This window comes from Methylocaldum sp. GT1TLB, from assembly GCF_051027445.1.
Lineage (GTDB): Bacteria > Pseudomonadota > Gammaproteobacteria > Methylococcales > Methylococcaceae > Methylocaldum.
The window spans coordinates 4,637,584-4,656,539 of the sequence record NZ_CP194898.1 but is presented as its reverse complement, the minus strand read 5'-3'; the positions used below and the strand labels follow the sequence as shown (position 1 = coordinate 4,656,539).

Sequence of the window (18,956 nt, the reverse complement as noted above, 5' to 3'; positions counted from 1 at the left end):
TGAAACGTGCGGCCGGTGCTATGGATAAAACGGCCACACCCAGGGAATGATACTCAGCGCCACGATCCCCATCAGAATGTTCAAAGGAACGCCGAAGCGAACGAAATCGCTGAAATGATAACCGCCGGGACCGTAAACCATTAAGTTGGTCTGATAGCCGATCGGGGTAGAAAAGCCCATGGACGCCGCGACCATTACGGCAACGATGAACGGCCAAAAACTGACATCCAGTTTGTCGGCAATGGCCAAAGCCAGGGGAAACATCAATACCGCTACCGAATTATTGCTGAGCAGTTCGGTCAGCACGACGGTCAAGAAATAAAACAGCACCAGCACCAAAAGCGGATTGTCTCCGGCGAGATTCAGAAAACCCTGCGCGATTCCCGATGCCGCACCGGATACCTCCAGGGCTTTGCCGAGACCGAACGAAGCCGCTATGGCAAGCAACACCTGACCGTCCAGGCTTTTCCTGGCGGTCGGCACGGAGCAGCACCCCGTCAGCAGCATGGCGGCCGCACCGAGCAGGGCCGCTTTCAGCATGCTCAACCATTCGAAAGAAGCGCTCAGCACCACGGCGGCCAAAATCAACCAGGCCATGCCTGCACGCTCGTGACGAACCGGCAAATACTCGGATACCTGACTTATCAGAAGAAAATCGTTGGAATTCCGATGCCGCTCCAGGAAAGGCGGGCGGACATCGAGCAACAGCGTGTCCGCCGGCTCCAAGCGAATTTCGCCGATTTTACCGGAGATACGCTGACCGTTGCGCGCCACGGCGATCACCGAGCCGCCGTAGACCATGCGGAAACGGCCTTCCTTGATGGTTTTGCCTACCAGCGCGCATTGCGGCGAAACGACTACCTCCACCAATACGCGCTCGCGGTGCTTTCTGTCCTCCAGGGTAAACGACTTGTCGGCCGACGGGAGCAGACCCTTGATCCGCTGCAATTCCACCACCGAATCGCTCACGCCCGCGAAAACCAGTTGATCGCCGGGCTGGAGGCGCTCGTAAGGTCCGACCGCCGCCAACACTTCATCGCCACGTTCGATTTCGACCAGATAGAGCCCTTGTAAATGGCGAAGACCGGCCTCTTCGATGGTTTTACCCACCAAGGCTCCATTGTCCTCGACCGACATTTCGACCGTATATTCCTTGGGATTTTCGAACACGGCGCTGGCGGGTTTGCGCTCGGGCAACTGCTTGGGCGCCAACAACAAAATGTAGATCATCGTGAGAATCGAACACGGAATACCAACCCAGGCGATGTCGAACAATCCTAGCCCCGGCCTATTGCTGTGCAGTAGAAGCCCGTTGACGATCAGGTTGGTGCTGGTGCCGATCAAAGTGATCGTTCCGCCGACGACCGCCGCGTAACTCAGCGGAATCAGCAGTTTCGAAGGCGAGATTTGCAGGCGCTTGGCCCAGGTGAGAACGGCAGGCAGAAAAACAGCCACCAAGGGCGTATTGTTCATGAAGGCGCTAACCGACGTGACCGGCACGATCAGCCTCAGCAACGCCCCCCGCAGGGACTTCGGGCGCCCGAGCACATGCTGGACCAGCATATCGACGCCACCGGTCTCCCGGATACCCGCCACCACCACGTACATCAGCGCGACGGTAATCATGCCTTCGTTGGAAAAACCGCTCAAGGCTTGATCCGGCGTCAGTACACCGGATACGAGTAGCATCACGACTCCGCCCAGCAGTATCAGCTCAGGCGCGGCGGACGTGAAAAGCATTAAGCTTAAGCACCCCAAAACCACGCCGACCGCGAGCCAAGCTTGTCCACCCATAACCGTTTTTTTGCCTCGGGAAAGATCGTTGCCGTTGAAAAACGGCCCATTTTAGACGGGATTCAAATTACAAAAAAGAATAGAAACACTTTTTTTTATAACAGATAATCAGGCATTCAAGCGTTCCTCGACCTTCTCTTTGAATTTGAGAAAGTGAACGGTTTGCAGCTCTTCCGGCGTGTCCACGCCCAGAATGGAAAGCGGCAAGTCGATGTCGGTGATATAGATGGGATAGCGTTCCCCGCTCTGACGAAGCCGCATGATATGGGCCGCCGCCATGGAAAATACGTCCTGTCCCGCATCCATGGAAGAAAACTCCGAGTCGTTGCAGAAAATGGTGTAGGCCACGCGGCCAGGCGCGGTCTCTTGAGCGAATACTCGAATTTCCAGCATGCGACTGTCCGGGTTGGGCTGGAAACCGGCGGATTTCACGCTGTATCCGCCGAACGCCTGATGTTCCACCACGTAATATTCGATCCCGCCGGCGGCCAGTACATAGCGCTGCAAGATGTCGCCGAGAAACGAGGCATAAGGCCCCAGCAAGAGCTGGGGTCCGACCGCCTCGTGGCTACGGTAGAACAACGAACCCCGCTCGTCCAGAATGTAAACCTTTACCTGCGAGGATTCCGGTTGGCAAAAGATTTGAATAACTCCCGGCCGATTATGAGCGTATATCAAAGGCAAAGGGTCATTTTCGAGGGCGGCGCGATCGAAAATGACCGGCGAAAACATAGATCGGGGAGCGGACAGCTCGCTATACAAGCGATCCACGTCGGGTACGCCCCAAAAACGGACGCTCGTCCCCTGATTATCGAATAGGTAGAATTCCGAACCGCCCCGCAGGATATAGCGTAGCGATCGGTCCGGACTCGAAAACGCCGCCCTCAAATCCCGATAAAGCTCCTGAACTCTCAGGGCGATGGTTCGGGCCCGCCCGGCAACGAAACAGAAGCACTCGACGTGCGATTCATTGGAAAGCGATTCGTTGATGAGATCCGCCAGACAATCGAGGAATCCGACCAAACCTTGGTAACGCTTGACCAGGGTTTCCCGCCACGACGTCAAAATGACGGCATCGACTTGATGAATCAGGTTCGTCCGCTCGTAGCCATAACTCAGCGCATCATGACGATCGCTGGCCAGTCTGATTCCGTCGCGGCGCTCGGCATCGACGTCGATCCCCAGGTTGACGAACAACGCTGCGGCAATCACGCGCGGGGCTCGGCCGTAGTCGTCCAGATGTTCCGGCTCGCTCTGGTGCGACGCGAGAAAACGGTTCAACGCACGCAAATTGTTCTTGAGTTCCAAAAGCGTCAATGCGCTTTCGACGGTTTCCAGAAAGAGGTTGGCGCTCCGATCGTAAAGTCCGTTGAACGACAGCCAGGCCAAAAGTTCGACCAGGCTGCGCGCCTTTTTCAGATATGGCGCCTTGCCCGCATCCGCAGATGCCACCCGTCCGGAGTATAAGATCCATCCCATTTCGCCGTCCGCCAGGCGGACTTCGTGCACTGAGAAATCTTTAGGTTCGATGCAGTCGCCGCTATCGAGGCTCAGCCTTTCCACTTTACCGGGTTTAAGCTCCAAAGCGGCGGAAAGTCTGCGCCCCAAAAGCTTGATTTCCTCTCCGGCCGGACCTGCGATCTCGGAATGCTCCGCCGCGAACTGCCTCACGGTTCGATAACTCCGGGTCAATTCGTGGCCGATGACTTTTTGCTCCTGCAAAGCCTTGACCACGGTCCAGTGACGCCGCTCGTCCAGATCCCGGATGCGTTGACACGGCCATCCCCAGGCGTGGACCATGGCGGTCAGAATCTCTTGCCGACGGCGTTTCTCCGCTTCGGTGCCCCCGCCAAACCTCACCAATTCGTTGAGCTTGAGATAAAAGCATTGCCGCGCCAACTCCAGCCGCTCGCGCTCCCCCCCCGCCAACAAATAACGCTCGACGTCCCGATACATGAGGATATATGAGTCGAGCTCGCGGTCATCCAGACTCCCCTCGTACACCGCCGCCTTCAACCGGGCGCAGAGCCATCGGGTGTGGGGATACTGGCTGGCGTAACTCTCCATCAGAAATAGCTTGAGCAATGACTTGTGCGGTGCATCGATCGCCTTGTGCAAATGCCACAGCGTGCCGCCGAGAAATTCGTCGGGCGGGATATATTCAAGCCCTCCGAAATCGATGAAATCGTTTTCATTGACAAAGCGTTTTTCTCTCAAGTGGTTCAGATATTCTCCGTACCGCGCCTCCTGGTCGGGCGGCACCAGCCACCAGGCGGTGGCGCGACCGGCCAGCCAGACGCTGGCGCGGTAGAACTCTTCGAGCAACAGATGATGCTGCACGCTGCCGCAGCTTTCGGAAGAAATCGGGGTGCCGATGCCGAGACGGAACCGTTCGCTATCGATGAAGAAGATATGGGCCTCCAATCCAAGGGATTGGGCCCATTTTTCCACGCCGGCCGCTTTGCGACGCAATTCGTCCAGTTGACTTTCGTCCAACGAGCCCGAATGACACAGCCAGATATCGAGGTCGCTTTTCCTGGAATAGGCAACACTGCTGACACTGCCCATCAGGTATATGCCATGGATCGGATATTCGGTCAGCGCGCGCCGCTTGTATTCGAAACTCTTGGTCAGCCGCCTGACGGCGAGCAGCGTCCGGCGGGCGGGAACATAGTCCTGGATGCCGGCCGGCGTCTCGGACGAGACGTAACCGGGCAGCATCGGGTGATTGCAGTGAAACAAGAGCGGCAACAAATCGAGAAAATCCCGCTGACGCGGCGTCTGATATTCCTGAATGCGCTGCAACTGAAGCCGATGCAGGTTTTGGAAGCGCCGAACGATGGCGGCCAAACTCTTCCGATCGATTTCCTCGCCGGGTCCGCCGAGCCTTATCGCTCGCAAAGTGGTCGCTGTCACGATAATTTCGGTCCGTATGGCTCGGAATGAAGACGCTGCATGAGTTTTCGCGCGTCGTCTCCTTTTTGCCAGGAGGCGACCGCGCAATCGATCCGCCACATTTCCGCGCCGGCCAAGGCCACGCGTTCTGCGCCGAACTTGGTGGCAAGCGCTTCCGCATCGGTGCGGACGGTTTCGGGAAGAATCAAAAGGAAAGCCGTCTCATCGAGGCGGCCGATTTGGTCGGCCCATCGCAGCTGCGCATTGAATTCCTGAGCGATTTCGCGCAGCGTGGTTTCCGGCAGCGATGCGCCACGGGGCGGCTGCAGGGTGACGCGAATCACCGACAAGGCGTTGCCATAGCGCCGGCTGCGGCTCACGTGACCTTCCAAAGCCTGAAGAATCGCGTTCCGGTTCAGAAGCCCCGTTTCCGAGTCCTTGGTGTGCAGGGTGTTGACCAATTCTTGAAGACGGCCGCGAGCCGTTTCGATCCGCACGTTTTCGGTCACATCATGGAAAAAATAAGCCTCGCTGCCGTCAGCGAGAGCGGCGCACTCGCGCTGCAGCCAAAACTGCTCGCCACCGCGCGTGACGCAAAGCCTATCGTCGCCAGCGAACAGAACGGCCAGCCCGATATCCTCCGCAGTCTTCGGGGCCCATCCGTCCAAATGATGCGCCAATTCGAACCACTGGGCCAAACGTTCGTTCACCCATAAAATTCGCCGATCCCGCATAATCGCAACGCCCATCGGCGCCCGATCCAGCGCCTCGACCAAGGCTTTCTGCATGGGGTTACTCACTAAATTCGATTCAACAGGTTTAATTTTAATCGGCCGCGAAAGTTCTGCCCGCCACACGACCCGAGTAACGGTCTATTAACCCGGCCTATAAATATAGGCCGGGTTAATCCGGGGCAGGGATGCCCCGGCGCGGCGACAAGCCGCGTGAGCCCAGGCCGGGCGTGTACCGGGCCTGGGCGGCGGCCCGAAATACCAGGAGGGTATTTACGGGCCTGATTAATAAAGAGCGATCGAAACGACAGATTACGGCGATGCTTCCCATCCGAGATCTACTCAACCGCATCCGCTGGGATGAAGACTTCGCGCGGGCCGAATTCGCTATCGGCTACTACGACCGCATCGAAAAGACGATTGTGGTGACACCGTTAAAACGGATCGACTTTCCTGGGGATCGCCCCGGCGTATTCGAACTCACCGATTCCGAAGGTGAAACGCACACTATTCCACTCCACCGCATTAAAGTGGTATATCGAAACGGAGAGCTTATCTGGCAACGTACGCACTAATTCAAAGGGGGCCGCATGTCCGCGAATATGTCTCGTTACGCAGAACTTATCGGACGAATTTTCATGTCCATCATCTTTCTGTTGTCGGGCTTCAACAAGATCGGCGGTTTTGCCGGAACCCAAACCTACATGGAATCGATGGGGGTACCGGGCATGCTGCTGCCGCTGGTTATCGCATTGGAAATCGGAGGCGCGATAGCCATCATGATCGGCTGGTACACGCGGTGGTTTGCCCTAGCCCTCGCCGGTTTCTCCATCGCGGCGGCCTTGCTCTTCCACCTTAATTTCGGCGACAAGGTGCAAACCATCATGTTCTTGAAGAACATAGCGATCGCCGGAGGCTTCATGGTCATTTTTGCCCATGGCCCCGGCGATCTGAGTTTGGACAAGCGACAGGGCCGGTATTGAGATTTGCCCGGTCCCATCTGATCAGTGCGTTTTGTGCAGAGAGCTCGGCGCGTTCAGATCGGCGTCGTCGTCGACACCGACGCCCAGCCGGTCTACCAATTCGCCGCCCAGCCATCCGGTGATCAAGACCAATGCGAAACCGGCAAACGACAGAACGAAGGCCCAAGCTCCGGGGAAATCGATATTCCGCCGGAGCCACCAACTGGCGATGAAAAGCAGCAGTACCACCACATTGCCGACACCGTGCATCAGTCCGATATACTTGGCGCGGGTATTGGGCGGTATGGCCAGCCAGTCGATCAAGCCGAACGGCGCAGCAATCAGCCCGCCTATGATTCCTGCCGCGATCATCCAGAAGGCGACCGTCACAAAACTCGGCGAACCCGTCATCAGATAAATGATGTCGAAGACAACACCTGTGGACAGCAACCCGAGCGGAAATACGATCAGTATCGGATGGGCCGGGTGGCCGAGAATCTTAGCTTTGCTTTGCATACTGCCTCCTTGGAACTGGAACACCAGTCGCACGATTTGATGAGTTGAAAAGTCACCGCGGCAATCGCAGCCGTATCGAAGGCGGCTTGCGATACGCCCAAGCGACCCCTCGATTCATGATTTCCCCCAAACGATCTCCATGCCTTCCCTGTTACCCAAAGCCGTCCGCAGCAGACCGATCAACGCTCTATCGAGTCCCTGTTCCTCCAAAAACTCCAGCTGGGCTCGATTGACGAAATAGTCCCTGTCGATCGAGCTTTCTTCCTCCAATACATCCATCAACTGTTGAAGCTGTTGGTCGCTGATTTCTCCGACGAACGCGCCGGTTTCCTTGTCGTGAAGCTTCACCATGGCTGTTTCCCCAACCGCTCGCTGAGCCATTTAACCGGCTCCGGTCGGCTTACTACTGTTTTTGACCAGCAAGGAACTGCGCCGTTACCGCGACCACGCGCCTGCCCTGAAATTTTGCCGCGGCCATGGCCACATCGTCCGGCTTGAGCTGCCCGTTGTTGCTCGTGAACGATACACCGTAAGGATTCCCGGCTTGGAACTGTATGGGATCGATGTAGCCCGGCGCGACGATGATGGCGCCCCAGTGATAGAAGGTATTGTTGAGGGCGACGATCGTCGTTTCCTGCCCGCCGTGAGGCGTCGCGGTACTGGTAAACGAGGAGACGATCTTGTTCACCAATTGTCCTTGAGTCCACAAAGGTCCCGTCCTGTCGATGAACTGCTTGAGTTGAGCGGTAGGCAGTCCGTAGCGGGTCGGTGTCCCGAAAACAATGGCATCGGCCCACACCAGATCGTCCAGGCTCGCCTCCTCCACATCCCGAGCTTCCTGCCGGTGCTCGGCCCAAAGAGGGTTGGACGCAATGGCATCCTCGGGAGCGAGCTCCTGCACCCTCCTAAAACGCACTTCGGCGCCCGATTGCTCAGCCCCTTCCTCGATACCGCGCGCCAATCGGTAAGTGGTTCCGGTGGCGCTGTAGTAAATGACCGCGAGCTTGACAGCCATGTTTCCTCCTTGACTGTGGGGTATATCCCTTAGAAACGAGGCGGGCCGGAGAGTTTAAGGAACTTGTTTCAAAAAGGGTGAATAGGTCTAGCCACGAAACGCCCGCTCGAACTCCTCCCTGAGTTCGTACTCGCGGTCGTGGTAGATCGGCGAGAAATGGAACGGCACGGGAAACTTGACCCCGGCGCGCTGAGCCAGGCTGCCTGCTTGGCGGGCGGTCAGGTGGTATTTCTGCGCGGCGCGCTCGACGAGTTCTTCGCCGAAAACCGCTTCGATGAAGAACTGGTCGGCGCCCTTGGCCAGTTGAACGATGCGCTCGGCATTGGCGTCGTGATAGACGGCATCGGTCACGTAAGCAATTTTCTGTCCGGTCGAGATGTGGGCGATGGTTCCGGCCAGATAGTCCAGGCGGAACGTAATTTCGCCCCGTCCGCGCCGCCGGGCGGTGATCGGCGTATCGCCGGGCAATCCGTCGAGCACCGAGCGCTTGAAACTTTGAAGCCAGGGCCCTGGCTCGAGATCCAGATCGTCGAGGCGGTTCTTCCAGATATTGACGTGCAGCTTTTCCTGGAGCGCAAAAGCGAGACACGGGATCTTATGATCCAACAGGCCAAACCGGACGGTGTGGTTCTCCTCGTCGAGCAAAACGCCGTCCCTGATAGTCCATTCGTGCTCATTTTCGCGGCGAAATTCGGCCCGACAGCGGAAACGGGCGCTTCGCGCCTCGGTTTCGCTCAAGACCTCGGTCGCATCCAAGGTAAAATCGGTGTCGTAGTTTTCCACCAGATTCCAGGTATAACCCGCGAGCTTGGCTTCCACCTGGCCGAGAAAACCGGCCGGCCCGAACAACCGGATGCGGATTTCCCGCCCTAGGCACAGGCGCAGCAACCAATCGAAACCGAAGAAGTGATCCATGTGAGCATGGGAAACGAACACATCCCGAACCCTGAGGATTTTCCGCGTCGCCAGATTTCGCAAATCGCCCAGATCGAACAGCAGAGCACGCTTCTCGAACAGAAAATCGACATAAACCGCCGGATCGCCGAACACGTCGTTCACCAGCGCGGGATGAAACACCGGTTTCATGGAAGTCTCTCTGTTAAAGCTTTAAAGCCGGCTACGGTATGATGGGTTTGGGGCACGATATTAGACTCACCGGTTCGATCTTTCTCATCCATGTATCTCATCGAAAAAAGTTCGGAAGCCAGCTTCACCGTCAATCACTCGCGCTTCATCGGCTACGCCCTGCCTTGCACCGACGAGTCGCAGCTGCGGTCGCGGCTGTACGAAATCGCATCCGCTCATCCGACGGCGCACCATCTCGCCTTCGCCTATCGGATCAAGACCGAGAACGGCATCATCGCCCATTTCAACGACGCCGGAGAGCCGAGCGGAACGGCCGGAAAGCCGATACTCGCGCATATGTCCGGCTTCGATCTCGTCAATGCGCTGGTCGCGGTCGTTCGTTATTTCGGCGGCATCAAGCTGGGAGCCGGCGGGTTGGTCCGCGCCTATGGCGGCACGGCCAAACTTGCCCTGGAGAAAGCCTCCCTCGTGCCCTATGTTGAATATGCCGAACTCAAATTGAGGATCGATTATCCAAAACTTCAGCCGCTCGCTTATCATGTCGAGAAAGCCGGAGGAAAGATCGTCTCGCGCACATTCGGCGAAAAGATCGACGTGGTCGTGCGTTTGCCGGCTTCCGAAGCGCCTGCCATTGATCGGCAGTTTAATGATTCGTAATTTTCAGTGAGACAACGGCATTGTCACCCGACGCTCTGCTCGACCTTTTGGATGCACCGGACACCGTCATCGCCGTAGTAGGCGCGACGGACGACGAACGAAAATTCGGCCATGCCATCTATCGCGATCTGAAAGGCAAAGGATACAAAGTTTATGCGGTCAACCCGAATCGCGCGTCGGTGGATGGCGATCCCGCATATCCGGATCTTGCGCAACTTCCCGGCACACCGACCCTGGTCAATTTCGTCATACCGCCCGAGGCTACCTTGTCCGTCCTGAAGCAATGTCTCGATCTCGGTCTAAGGAACGTGTGGCTGCAACCCGGAGCGGAGAATGCCGAGGTCCTGAATTTCCTGGCCTCCAACGACTTCAGCTATCTGGCCAACACTTGCATCATGATCAAGAGCCACATCAAGCGTTAACGCCGGAAGGCTCTTACTTCATCTCGACGAGTTTTCCGGAGTTACAGGATTAGCCCACGGTTCTTAGTAAATTTCCCTAGAGACTGGGAAACTACCGTGTGTTAACAATGACTTTCCCGGTCGCGCCGGGAACATGGAACGAACTTTGGTGCAAAGGAGGCACGCCATGCGCTCGAAATTTCTAATCGGCTTACTTTTAGGCGCATTTATCTCATTGCTCGGCCTGAATCCGGCCCTTGCCGCGGATCGACCCATAGGGATCGCCGCTTACGTTAAGGCAGAATTCCAAAACGGCACCATGAAAGGCGATGTCATAGAGATCGTCAGAGAGGCGGCCGGACGGGAAGGGAACGATAACGGCCAGTCGGGCGCCGGCAAGCGCCGGAATAACGAAAAAGGAATGTCCGGCACGGGCAAACGCAAGAATGGCGAACGCGGCACGCCGGAATCGGGCCAACGCCGAGGCACCGAGAGCGGAACCTCTGAACCGAGCCAACGCAAAACTCCCCAACGTCCGACGCCGGGTTCCGAGGAACCGTCGATGCCCGAAGAAATGCCCGAACCCGAACCCGAAACCGGGAGCGGCGATTTCGAGTAAGCGCATCAGCCCTTGATTCCTGCCGCATTCCTTTCTCGTCCGAGAAAAGCGGCAACCGAGGGCTCCCCAATGACCGTGGAGTATAGGTATGGCCTGTGCCACGCCCGCTGATACGGCGATTTAGCCGTCCGAACATTTTTCACGGAGGAAAAAGCAATGTATTCCAAAATTTTGCTTTGTCTGCTTGCCGGCATAACTACGCAAACACTGAGTCCGGCTGCGGCCGCAGAACGATCCGGAGACAGCGCCGCATATTATGCGCAGTCGCAAACCGAAACCGGCCAAAGCGGAACAGGCGTTCGCGGGACGACCGGCGAAAGTAGCGGAGGCGGTCAACCCTATCCCGGCGGTACCGGGATGACCGGAACCGAAGGAAAAGGCAAGGCCGAAACGGAGGGTATGGAAAGCCATGTCAAGGAAGCGATGAAGCACGCAAAAGCCGCTGCCGACAGCGGCAAGAAGGGCGATGCCGCAGGCGTAGGCAAACACGCCGAAGCCGCAAAACCCCATGTCGAGGCCGCCATGCAGCAAAATCCCAATGAGCATCTGACCGCTGCGATGAAAAGTCTGGACAGCGCGATTCAGCACAGCCAAATGGGCCACGCCGATATGGCAGGGCAGGCCGCTGAGGAAGCGGTTACCCATCTCAAACAGGCCAAAAAATAGTTTTCATGCTGTCGCGACAAAACGGCAGACCGGATGGCATTCCATTCGTGGCTGCCGTTTTTCGTATTAACGATGGACTTGAAATTGACGTCGTGATATTTGTAACCCGCCCCATATTGGGGCATTCAAGAAGAACAACCCTTTAACGGAGAAATGGTTATGCGTGGAAAAATCTTGTCCGGATTACTCGCCGGCCTGTTCACATTGTCGCTAGGTTTCACCGCCGTTGCCGCCGAAGATCACAAAGGGGAAGCGATGAAGCATGCCCAAGCCGCCGTCGATAGCGGCAAACAGGGCGATGCCAAAGGTGTGGCCGAGCACGCGGAAGCCGCGAAAACTCACGCCACGGCGGCAAATCAAGCAAACCCCAATCCACACTTGGATGCGGCAATCAAAAGCCTGGACGGCGCGATCGAACACGGCAAGATGGGGCATGCCGATATAGCCGGAAAAGCGGCCGAAGAAGCGATGACCCATCTCAATGCCGTAAAACAGTAACAGCCACGCTTTCGTACTTTAAAGGAGCGGCAGCTATTTTCACTGCCGCTCCTTTTTTGCCCGATTGCTCCCGCCAACAACGCGGATTTTCTTCGATGATTCGACCTCTGATTCCAAGGTCGCTTTCGATAAAAAATTGGTTTTTGTAGGTTATTCGGCGGGTTACGCGGAGCCTGTCCTGAGCTTGTCGAAGGGCCTGTCCCGAGCGGAGCCGAGGGGCTAACCCGCCATCGATGGGTTTCGCTTCGCTCTACCCATCCTACGATGAATGTTCACTCGAATGTCGAATGGAATAAGCTCGACGTCTATTCATTCAGGCCGCTCAAAACCTCGTCGGATGTCAGTCGCCATTGGTCGCACTAAACTAAATTGCGAGAGCTCGATCCAAGCAAGATAGAAGACTCCGAGGCGGACACCGAACGATTATGAGTATTAACATCTGCCGTCACGGAACTGTTGATTGCCTCTCGTTAGCGATATTGTGGGTATTTAATATCGAAAAATCCTTCTTAGGCTCAAGGGATTCCTGAACGCTTCATCGGATGTTCATCCCGAAAATAGAAACCGAACCCCTTGCTTATTTTCACCCTATTCCTATTCGGCCCTGGAATGATGAAAGTTATCGATCCCGAAGATTTACGTTCTGGAGTCGCTGACTTAATCTAAGTCTCTTTAGACGGAAGGGGTGACTTTTCCGCGCTAGGAGTCTTATAACGGTTGACTAGCAAACAGAAGACCAGCAGTGCAAGACAATAAATTGACGACCAAATATACCCTGCGTGCTCGCATCAGAGAATTCAAGATTCCGCCCGTTCACGAAGGCTTGGTGTTGGGGCGCCGCGCTACCATAGGCTGCAAAGCCATCCGAAAATCCCTGGAGCTTTTAATGACTTATCCGTTCGCTCACCTCGAATTGGAGGACGAGGTCATCAGCGACATTCTGGTACGCGAAGCGGTTCTGCGGCGTGTCCCCAAGGAACAACTCATCGAATTCGTGCTCCAGCGAATCAAGCCCTTCATGGACGACACCGAAATTCTTCACCTCGATGTCGAAACGGAATTGCACCTGGAGGAAACGTTTTAGTGCAACCGACCATCCTGGACGCTTTGGCGGACGGGCTGATCAAAGTCACTGACGAAGAACGCCCCAGACTCGGCCCAACTTCCACGCCGGCCCTCTTCGCCGTCTTTTCCTCCGGAAACGACCGTTTTCTGGGCTTTGTAACCAGTGAAGAAATCGCCCAATCGCCTCACCGAATCTTTGCCGATCTACTCCCGAGAACGATACCGCCGGCCATCGGACGGGATACATCCATCGTCGCGGCGCTCGCTCTCATGGAACGGGAGAACCACTGGATCTTGCCGGTTACGGACGATAGCGGCGCCTTCGTCGGAGCGGTTACCCGTCCGCGTTTGCTCGAGTTGCTGCTCGATCACTATCAAAAGCTGTCGGCCGAACTCGAAGAGGAGCAGCGGCAGCTTCGCCTGTGGTCGACGCGACTCGGCGAACTGAATCAGGCGTCCCGCACGCTGATGGCTTTGATGGCCCATGTCGAAGGAGAGGAAAACATGGCGCAAAGCGGCATCAACGTGCTGGCGACTCTGCTGCGCGCACGGTACGGCGCCGTCGGGATTATTGACGAAAACGGAAAGCTGGACGGCTTTTTCGTCACCGGCGTCAGCCAGGAACAGATCGAACGAATCGGCCGCTGGCCGGAAGGGAAAGGACTGCTCGGCGTAGTGGTTCAAACAAACCAGTCGTTGCGGCTCGACGACCTGACCCGTGATCCGCGATCGGCGGGATTTCCGCCCGGCCATCCGCCGATGAAGAGCCTTCTCGCGGTGCCGATCGCCGACGATGGCAAGGTGTACGGCCGCGTTTATCTCTGTGACAAACTCAACGGGGAGCCCTTTTCCGAGGAGGACGAGGTTTTGGCCACCACTTTCGCGCATAGCCTGGCACTCGCTCTGATCCAGTCGCGCGAGCAAACGCAAAGGCGTAAAGCCGAGCAGGAAACCCGGCGGTTGCTGAATGAAAACCGCCAGCTGACCCGAAAATTGCTCAAGGCCCAGGAAGAGGAGCGCAAGAGAGTAGCGCGCGAACTGCACGACGAGCTTGGGCAATATTTGACTGCCATGCAGGCGGACCTCGCGATGATGTCCTCGCTCAGCGAACGAAGCCACCCGGAGATCCATCACAGCGCTCAAACCGTCGAAGCCTTGCTGATCCGCTTTCATGACACCGTCCGCAGCCTGATCGAGAATCTGCGTCCGCCCTTGCTCGATCAACTGGGACTGGCCGAAGCCCTCGAAGAATTAGTCAACGAATACCGATCGCATTATCGCGACATCAGTTGGAAACTGACCATCATCGGCGATCTCGGCGTCCTGGATGAAACGCTTAAGATTACGGTGTATCGAATCGTCCAGGAGTGCATGAATAACATCGGCAGGCATGCCCGGGCGACGCAAGCCGAAGTCATGGTCTGCGAGAGTATCGCGTGCCAGGGAGAATCGTGTCAGCGGCATTTTGGACCTGTGCCCGGCGAGTCGGTTTCCGTCCGCCTGTTGATCAAGGACAATGGCGTCGGTTTATCGTCCCGGGAAACGAAGCGGGGACTGGGATTGATGGGCGTCCGCGAACGGGTCGAGGCGCTTGGAGGACTCTTCAGCCTGGAGAGCCAGAGCGGACAGGGAACCTGCGTAGCGATCGAAATTCCTAGCCAAGCCAGACCATGATCTCCGTACTGCTAGTCGACGATCATCCGGTAGTGCGCAGCGGCTACCGGCGCCTATTGGAGCAAGCGCCCGATATCACCGTCCTGGCCGAAGCGGCAGACGGGGAAGAGGCCTATCAGGCCTATCTGAAACACCAGCCGGACATCGTCGTCATGGACGTGGCCCTTCCCGGCATCAGCGGACTCGAAGCAGCCCGCAAGATCCTGAAACGCGATTCCCGTGCGAGAATTCTGATGTTTTCCGCTTATGAAAGCGAAGTGCTCATCGAGCGCGCGCGGGAAACCGGCGTCCGGGGGTATCTCGGCAAGCGGAGCGCGGCCAAATTGATCGTGGAAGCGACACGGATCGTCTTCAGCGGCGACTTTTTCTTCGACAAACATCTGAAACGAGCCGCGTCGACTCAATCGCAAAAGCCCGTAGAGCTCTTGACGCCGCGCGAATTCGAGGTTTTCCGCCATCTGGCCCAGGGTCGTTCCGTGGCGGAAATCGCCGAACTCTTGCACACCAGCCCCAAGACCATCAGCGTGCATCAAACGCATCTCATGCGAAAACTCCGGCTTGCGAATGTCGTGCAACTCACCCATCTAGCCTTGCGCCACGGACTGATTACCCTTTAAAAAATAAGAATTTTCTTACTGCAACCGGCTTAAAATCACTTGATCGATTCACCGATCAAGGGTTTCTTACCATTTTCCGGGCATTTCATGATGGAATTCCTGCTGAAAAAAAAGAACTTCGGTGTATGGCTGGAGTCCTCTTTGGATGGCATGGCGATTACGGACATCAAGGGAAAAATCCTTTTTTCCAATCCCGCGCTGGAAAAACTTTTCGGCTATGCCCGCGAAGAACTGGCGGAACTCACGGTCGAAGACCTCATGCCGGAACGGTTTCGCGGGCGGCATCGAGAACAGCGTGCGGGTTACGCCGAACATCCCCGCTCCCGCCCCATGGGGGAAGGACTGGATCTTTTCGGCTTGCGCAAGGATGGAACCGAATTTCCAGCGGATATAAGCCTAATTCTCCTAGAGGCCGAGCAAGGTCGTTTCGTATTGGCTACGGTTCACGACATCAGTCGCCGCAAACTCGCCGAGAAAGCCTTGGCGAACCAGACGGTGCGCTTGCGCGCGATTCTCGAGACCGCCGTCGACGCCATCATCGTGATCGACGAGCGGGGGCTCATCGAGACCTTTAATCCCGCGGCCGAGCGCATGTTCGGGTACACCGAAGCGGAGGTAAAAGGCCAGAGCATCACTCTCCTGATGCCCTCCCCTTACCGCGACGAACACAACGCCTACATTGCCCGCTATCTCAGAACGGGGGAACGCCGGGTCATCGGCATCGGCCGCGAAGTCCTCGGGCTGCGTCGGGATGGATCCACTTTTCCCATCGAACTGACCGTCGCCGAAACCCCTCTGGGCAACCATCGCCTGTTCACCGGAATCATTCGCGATGTGACCGAACGCCGAAAAGCCCAGGAACAACAGGCTGCTCTCCTCGAACAGCTGACAGAAAAAAATGCGGAATTGGAGCGGTTCATTTACACCGCCTCGCACGATCTCAAGAGTCCCTTGATTACCATCCAGGGATTTTCAGGCATGCTGGAACAAAGCGCGACGCGGGGAGATTTCGAGCGTATGCGCGGAGACATCCGGCGGATCCGTGCGGCGGCGAGCCGAATGCAGACCTTGCTGGAAGATCTGCTGGAGCTGTCTCGCATCGGCCGCGTCGCGAATCCGCGCGAAAAGGTCTCGATGCGCGCTCTCGTCCATGAGGCGGTCGAGCTTGTCAGGGACCGGCTTCCCGGGCGTAAACTGCGGACCGAGATCAGCCGCGGTCTGCCCGACGCGGTCGGCGATCCGAAGCGGATCTTCGAGGTGTGGCTCAACCTGATAGAAAACGCCGTCAAATTCATGGGTGACCAGGATGAACCCTTGATCGAGATCGGCGCGGAAGCAAGAGAAGGAGAAATCGTCTATTTTGTACGTGACAACGGTATCGGAATCGAGCCAAGCTACCATACGAAGATCTTCGGCCTGTTCGAGCGGCTCGATCCCAATACGGAGGGTACCGGAATCGGACTGGCGATCGTCAAGCGAATCGTCGAGGTGCACGGCGGAAGTCTCTGGGTAGACTCGGAAGGTCAAGGGCTGGGTTGCACGTTTTATTTTTCCCTGAGGGATCCAGCATGAAGGGAGAAGTCCTGAATATCCTGTTGGTCGAAGACAATCCGGATCATGCCGAACTGGTCATCCGCTGTTTTCAGGAACACCGCGTGGCGAACCGGATCTATCATGTCAGCCAGGGCGCGGAAGCCTTGGATTATCTGCTGCGACAGGGCGCGTATGCCGATCCGCAAACCAGCCCGAGGCCGCACGTCGTCCTGCTGGACCTCAACCTTCCCCGCATCAATGGCATTGAAGTCCTGGGTAGAATCAGGGCATCGCCGTCCATTGCGAATCTGCCGGTCGTCATTCTCACCACCTCACGAGCCGAGCAAGACATCGCCAGAGCTTACGGCCAGCATGCCAACAGCTATCTCGTCAAGCCCGTCGATTTCGAGAATTTCACCCGGATGATGGAAGATCTGGGCTTTTATTGGCTGGCCTGGAATCACTACCCCTGGTCCGACCGAACTGTTCATGAAACCTGAGCCATCCGCAGCTGCGCCGATAGCCGACACCATCCTTCACATCCTTTTGGCCGAGGATGATACTAGCCACGCCGAGCTCATACAGAGAGCATTCGAGGCTCAAGGCGAACCCGTTCGTCTGACGGTGGTACGCCATCTCCGCGAGGCGCGGGAGGCGCTTGCCGTCGCCCTACCGGATCTCGTGATCACCGATTTGCGGCTGCCCGACGGGAAAGGTACGGAGCTTTTGCCGCAGGAAGGCTCGAATACGTCTTATCCGGTCATCGTTATGACCTGCTACGGGAACGAGGCGATCGCAGTCGAGGCGATGAAGGCCGGGGCTCTGGATTATCTCGTCAAGTCCGAGGCCACCCTGTCCGCCATGCCGCATATCGTCAAGTGCACCTTGAGCAAATGGCATGAGATTATCGAGCGGAAGCGGGCTCAGGAAGCATTGCGCCAAGCTTACGCCGAACTGGAAACGCGGGTGCAGGAGCGCACCTCCGAACTGGTGCAAGCCAATGAAACCTTAAGGCGGGAGATCGTCCAGCGCGCGCGGGTGGAGCGGGCGCTGCGCGAAAGCAAGCAGCGATTCCGCGCCCTAGCCGAGACAGTGCCGGATATCGTCTTCACGGTTTGTCCGGATGGGCGGGTCGACTACACCAACCCGCGCTTTCATGAATTCACCGGACAGCCGTGCGACTCAGAAAAGGGCTTCAGCTGGATGCGGGCTTTGCATCCCGAAGAAGTGGAACTGGTCAATGAACGCCGAAAGCATTGCCTCCAGACCGGCGAACCTTACGAGATGAAGCATCGGCTCCGCCATCGAGACGGCGAGTACCGGTGGGTGATGTGTCGCGCCCAACCGATCCGCGACGAGGCCGGCCACATCATCAAGTGGTTTGGCTCATGCTCGGATATCGACGATCTGATACAGGCCCAAACATCACTCCAAGAAGCCGACCACCGCAAGAACGAATTCTTGGCCATGCTGGCCCACGAACTGCGCAACCCCTTGGGCCCGATTCGAAATGCGGTGGAACTCCTGCGGCGGATCGGTCCGCAACATCCGCAACATCAATGGGCGGAGGATGTAATCGATCGGCAGACGGCCCATCTGGTCAGGTTGGTGGATGACCTTCTCGACGTTTCCCGCATCACGCGCGGCAAAGTGGAACTCAAAAAAGACACGATCGAGCTGAGCGATATCGTGGCCCGCGCCATCGAGGTCACGCGACCTCTCCTTGATGAACGGAAACACGCCTTCACCGTCACTCTCCCCTCCGCTCCCGTATACCTGGAGGGCGACAGCATCCGGCTGATCCAAGTCTTGGGCAATTTGCTGAACAATGCCGCCAAATACACGCCGAAAGGGGGCGCCCTCTGGCTCACCGCAAATCGGGACGGCTCCGACATCGAGCTTCGCGTGCGGGACACCGGTCTCGGCATACCGGCCGAGATACTGCCCCAGGTCTTCGATCTCTTCACCCAGGCCGAGCGCACGCTTGATCGATCCCAAGGCGGTCTCGGCATTGGTCTCACGATCGTCCGCCGCTTAGTGGAATTGCACGGAGGAACCGTGTGCGTCTCCAGTCCCGGTCCTGGCCAAGGCAGCGAATTTGTGGTCCGCTTGCCCGTGCTGCCGGAACTCTCACCTACCGACACGCTGCCCAAAAAGCCCATACGCTTGTAGGGACTCCCGCTTCCCGTATCCCTCTCTGGTCGGTGTCAGAGAGCCCGATAGGTAG

Annotated in this window: 20 protein-coding genes; 13 read left to right on the top strand and 7 right to left on the bottom strand. The window is 57.1% G+C overall.

Features of this window, described 5'->3' with window-relative positions:
* Positions 1-18: 18 nt before the first annotated feature.
* From ACR2R1_RS20505 to ACR2R1_RS20495, 3 genes are all read right to left on the bottom strand, one after another.
* Positions 19-1,740 carry an SLC13 family permease gene (locus ACR2R1_RS20505; protein ID WP_434111725.1) on the bottom strand — a complete coding sequence of 574 codons (1,722 nt, stop codon included), beginning with the start codon at positions 1,738-1,740 and terminating at the stop codon, positions 19-21.
* 162 nt (positions 1,741-1,902) lie between these two features.
* The gene (locus ACR2R1_RS20500) at positions 1,903-4,710 is read right to left on the bottom strand and encodes a class I adenylate cyclase (RefSeq protein ID WP_434111723.1); all 2,808 of its coding nucleotides are present in this window, start codon (positions 4,708-4,710) and stop codon (positions 1,903-1,905) included.
* Positions 4,707-5,477, bottom strand: a complete 771-nt coding sequence (locus tag ACR2R1_RS20495; protein ID WP_156879476.1) for a GGDEF domain-containing protein — start codon at positions 5,475-5,477, stop codon at positions 4,707-4,709. The genes ACR2R1_RS20500 and ACR2R1_RS20495 overlap by 4 nt, the downstream gene beginning before the upstream one ends.
* 131 nt (positions 5,478-5,608) lie before the next feature.
* Here ACR2R1_RS20495 and ACR2R1_RS20490 point away from each other — a divergent pair, with 131 nt between their 5' ends.
* Together ACR2R1_RS20490 and ACR2R1_RS20485 are read left to right on the top strand one after the other, a co-directional pair.
* Positions 5,609-5,995 carry a DUF504 domain-containing protein gene (locus ACR2R1_RS20490; RefSeq protein ID WP_240502351.1) on the top strand — a complete coding sequence of 129 codons (387 nt, stop codon included), beginning with the start codon at positions 5,609-5,611 and terminating at the stop codon, positions 5,993-5,995.
* Positions 5,996-6,010: 15 nt separating this feature from the next.
* Positions 6,011-6,403, top strand: coding sequence for a DoxX family protein (locus tag ACR2R1_RS20485; RefSeq protein ID WP_346425827.1), 393 nt, complete (start codon positions 6,011-6,013; stop codon positions 6,401-6,403).
* A 21-nt stretch (positions 6,404-6,424) separates the two neighbouring features.
* On the opposite strand, the gene ACR2R1_RS20480 is transcribed toward ACR2R1_RS20485, so the two are convergent.
* The 4 genes from ACR2R1_RS20480 to ACR2R1_RS20465 form a co-directional block, all read right to left on the bottom strand.
* Entirely contained in the window at positions 6,425-6,898 is a 474-nt protein-coding gene (locus ACR2R1_RS20480) for a DUF2231 domain-containing protein (protein WP_077727902.1), read from the bottom strand.
* Positions 6,899-7,012: 114 nt separating this feature from the next.
* The gene (locus ACR2R1_RS20475) at positions 7,013-7,279 is read right to left on the bottom strand and encodes a hypothetical protein (protein ID WP_205780628.1); all 267 of its coding nucleotides are present in this window, start codon (positions 7,277-7,279) and stop codon (positions 7,013-7,015) included.
* A 22-nt stretch (positions 7,280-7,301) separates the two neighbouring features.
* On the bottom strand, positions 7,302-7,913 hold the full coding sequence (gene wrbA / locus ACR2R1_RS20470; RefSeq protein WP_077727900.1) for an NAD(P)H:quinone oxidoreductase: 612 nt from the start codon (positions 7,911-7,913) through the stop codon (positions 7,302-7,304).
* A gap of 87 nt (positions 7,914-8,000) precedes the next feature.
* Positions 8,001-8,999: a ribonuclease Z gene (locus tag ACR2R1_RS20465; RefSeq protein WP_077727899.1), complete on the bottom strand. Its 999-nt coding sequence runs from the start codon at positions 8,997-8,999 to the stop codon at positions 8,001-8,003.
* A gap of 90 nt (positions 9,000-9,089) precedes the next feature.
* Here ACR2R1_RS20465 and ACR2R1_RS20460 point away from each other — a divergent pair, with 90 nt between their 5' ends.
* The 11 genes from ACR2R1_RS20460 (at position 9,090) to ACR2R1_RS20410 (ending at position 18,901) form a co-directional block, all read left to right on the top strand.
* Positions 9,090-9,656 carry an IMPACT family protein gene (locus ACR2R1_RS20460; protein ID WP_156879475.1) on the top strand — a complete coding sequence of 189 codons (567 nt, stop codon included), beginning with the start codon at positions 9,090-9,092 and terminating at the stop codon, positions 9,654-9,656.
* Positions 9,657-9,676: 20 nt separating this feature from the next.
* Positions 9,677-10,078, top strand: a complete 402-nt coding sequence (locus tag ACR2R1_RS20455) for a CoA-binding protein (RefSeq protein WP_434111718.1) — start codon at positions 9,677-9,679, stop codon at positions 10,076-10,078.
* Between the two features lie 166 nt (positions 10,079-10,244).
* A complete protein-coding gene (locus ACR2R1_RS20450; RefSeq protein WP_434111715.1) occupies positions 10,245-10,676 on the top strand; it encodes a hypothetical protein in 432 nt (143 codons plus the stop codon).
* Positions 10,677-10,832: 156 nt separating this feature from the next.
* Entirely contained in the window at positions 10,833-11,342 is a 510-nt protein-coding gene (gene smbP / locus ACR2R1_RS20445) for a small metal-binding protein SmbP (RefSeq protein ID WP_077727895.1), read from the top strand.
* A gap of 159 nt (positions 11,343-11,501) precedes the next feature.
* Positions 11,502-11,840, top strand: a complete 339-nt coding sequence (gene smbP / locus ACR2R1_RS20440) for a small metal-binding protein SmbP (protein WP_240506766.1) — start codon at positions 11,502-11,504, stop codon at positions 11,838-11,840.
* 742 nt (positions 11,841-12,582) lie between these two features.
* Positions 12,583-12,924: a hypothetical protein gene (locus ACR2R1_RS20435; RefSeq protein ID WP_240502350.1), complete on the top strand. Its 342-nt coding sequence runs from the start codon at positions 12,583-12,585 to the stop codon at positions 12,922-12,924.
* Entirely contained in the window at positions 12,924-14,579 is a 1,656-nt protein-coding gene (locus ACR2R1_RS20430) for a GAF domain-containing protein (protein ID WP_086133063.1), read from the top strand. Before ACR2R1_RS20435 ends, ACR2R1_RS20430 begins: the two co-directional genes overlap by 1 nt.
* On the top strand, positions 14,576-15,196 hold the full coding sequence (locus ACR2R1_RS20425; protein WP_434111712.1) for a response regulator: 621 nt from the start codon (positions 14,576-14,578) through the stop codon (positions 15,194-15,196). The genes ACR2R1_RS20430 and ACR2R1_RS20425 overlap by 4 nt, the downstream gene beginning before the upstream one ends.
* An 87-nt stretch (positions 15,197-15,283) precedes the next feature.
* Entirely contained in the window at positions 15,284-16,768 is a 1,485-nt protein-coding gene (locus tag ACR2R1_RS20420; protein ID WP_434111710.1) for a PAS domain S-box protein, read from the top strand.
* A complete protein-coding gene (locus ACR2R1_RS20415) occupies positions 16,765-17,229 on the top strand; it encodes a response regulator (RefSeq protein WP_086133062.1) in 465 nt (154 codons plus the stop codon). The genes ACR2R1_RS20420 and ACR2R1_RS20415 overlap by 4 nt, the downstream gene beginning before the upstream one ends.
* The gene (locus ACR2R1_RS20410; RefSeq protein WP_086133061.1) at positions 17,219-18,901 is read left to right on the top strand and encodes a sensor histidine kinase; all 1,683 of its coding nucleotides are present in this window, start codon (positions 17,219-17,221) and stop codon (positions 18,899-18,901) included. The genes ACR2R1_RS20415 and ACR2R1_RS20410 overlap by 11 nt, the downstream gene beginning before the upstream one ends.
* Positions 18,902-18,956: the final 55 nt, after the last annotated feature.

Excerpts from the sequence above, each read along its gene's own strand:
- ACR2R1_RS20490 (WP_240502351.1), top strand. The coding sequence starts at position 5,609 with ATGCCCCGGCGCGGCGACAAGCCGCGTGAGCCCAGGCCGGGCGTGTAC.
- ACR2R1_RS20495 (WP_156879476.1), bottom strand. The coding sequence starts at position 5,477 with ATGCAGAAAGCCTTGGTCGAGGCGCTGGATCGGGCGCCGATGGGCGTT.
- ACR2R1_RS20410 (WP_086133061.1), top strand. The coding sequence starts at position 17,219 with ATGAAACCTGAGCCATCCGCAGCTGCGCCGATAGCCGACACCATCCTT.
- ACR2R1_RS20460 (WP_156879475.1), top strand. The coding sequence starts at position 9,090 with ATGTATCTCATCGAAAAAAGTTCGGAAGCCAGCTTCACCGTCAATCAC.
- ACR2R1_RS20420 (WP_434111710.1), top strand. The coding sequence starts at position 15,284 with ATGATGGAATTCCTGCTGAAAAAAAAGAACTTCGGTGTATGGCTGGAG.
- ACR2R1_RS20450 (WP_434111715.1), top strand. The coding sequence starts at position 10,245 with ATGCGCTCGAAATTTCTAATCGGCTTACTTTTAGGCGCATTTATCTCA.
- ACR2R1_RS20425 (WP_434111712.1), top strand. The coding sequence starts at position 14,576 with ATGATCTCCGTACTGCTAGTCGACGATCATCCGGTAGTGCGCAGCGGC.
- ACR2R1_RS20480 (WP_077727902.1), bottom strand. The coding sequence starts at position 6,898 with ATGCAAAGCAAAGCTAAGATTCTCGGCCACCCGGCCCATCCGATACTG.
- smbP (WP_240506766.1), top strand. The coding sequence starts at position 11,502 with ATGCGTGGAAAAATCTTGTCCGGATTACTCGCCGGCCTGTTCACATTG.
- ACR2R1_RS20475 (WP_205780628.1), bottom strand. The coding sequence starts at position 7,279 with ATGGCTCAGCGAGCGGTTGGGGAAACAGCCATGGTGAAGCTTCACGAC.
- ACR2R1_RS20415 (WP_086133062.1), top strand. The coding sequence starts at position 16,765 with ATGAAGGGAGAAGTCCTGAATATCCTGTTGGTCGAAGACAATCCGGAT.
- ACR2R1_RS20505 (WP_434111725.1), bottom strand. The coding sequence starts at position 1,740 with ATGCTTTTCACGTCCGCCGCGCCTGAGCTGATACTGCTGGGCGGAGTC.
- smbP (WP_077727895.1), top strand. The coding sequence starts at position 10,833 with ATGTATTCCAAAATTTTGCTTTGTCTGCTTGCCGGCATAACTACGCAA.
- wrbA (WP_077727900.1), bottom strand. The coding sequence starts at position 7,913 with ATGGCTGTCAAGCTCGCGGTCATTTACTACAGCGCCACCGGAACCACT.
- ACR2R1_RS20465 (WP_077727899.1), bottom strand. The coding sequence starts at position 8,999 with ATGAAACCGGTGTTTCATCCCGCGCTGGTGAACGACGTGTTCGGCGAT.
- ACR2R1_RS20485 (WP_346425827.1), top strand. The coding sequence starts at position 6,011 with ATGTCCGCGAATATGTCTCGTTACGCAGAACTTATCGGACGAATTTTC.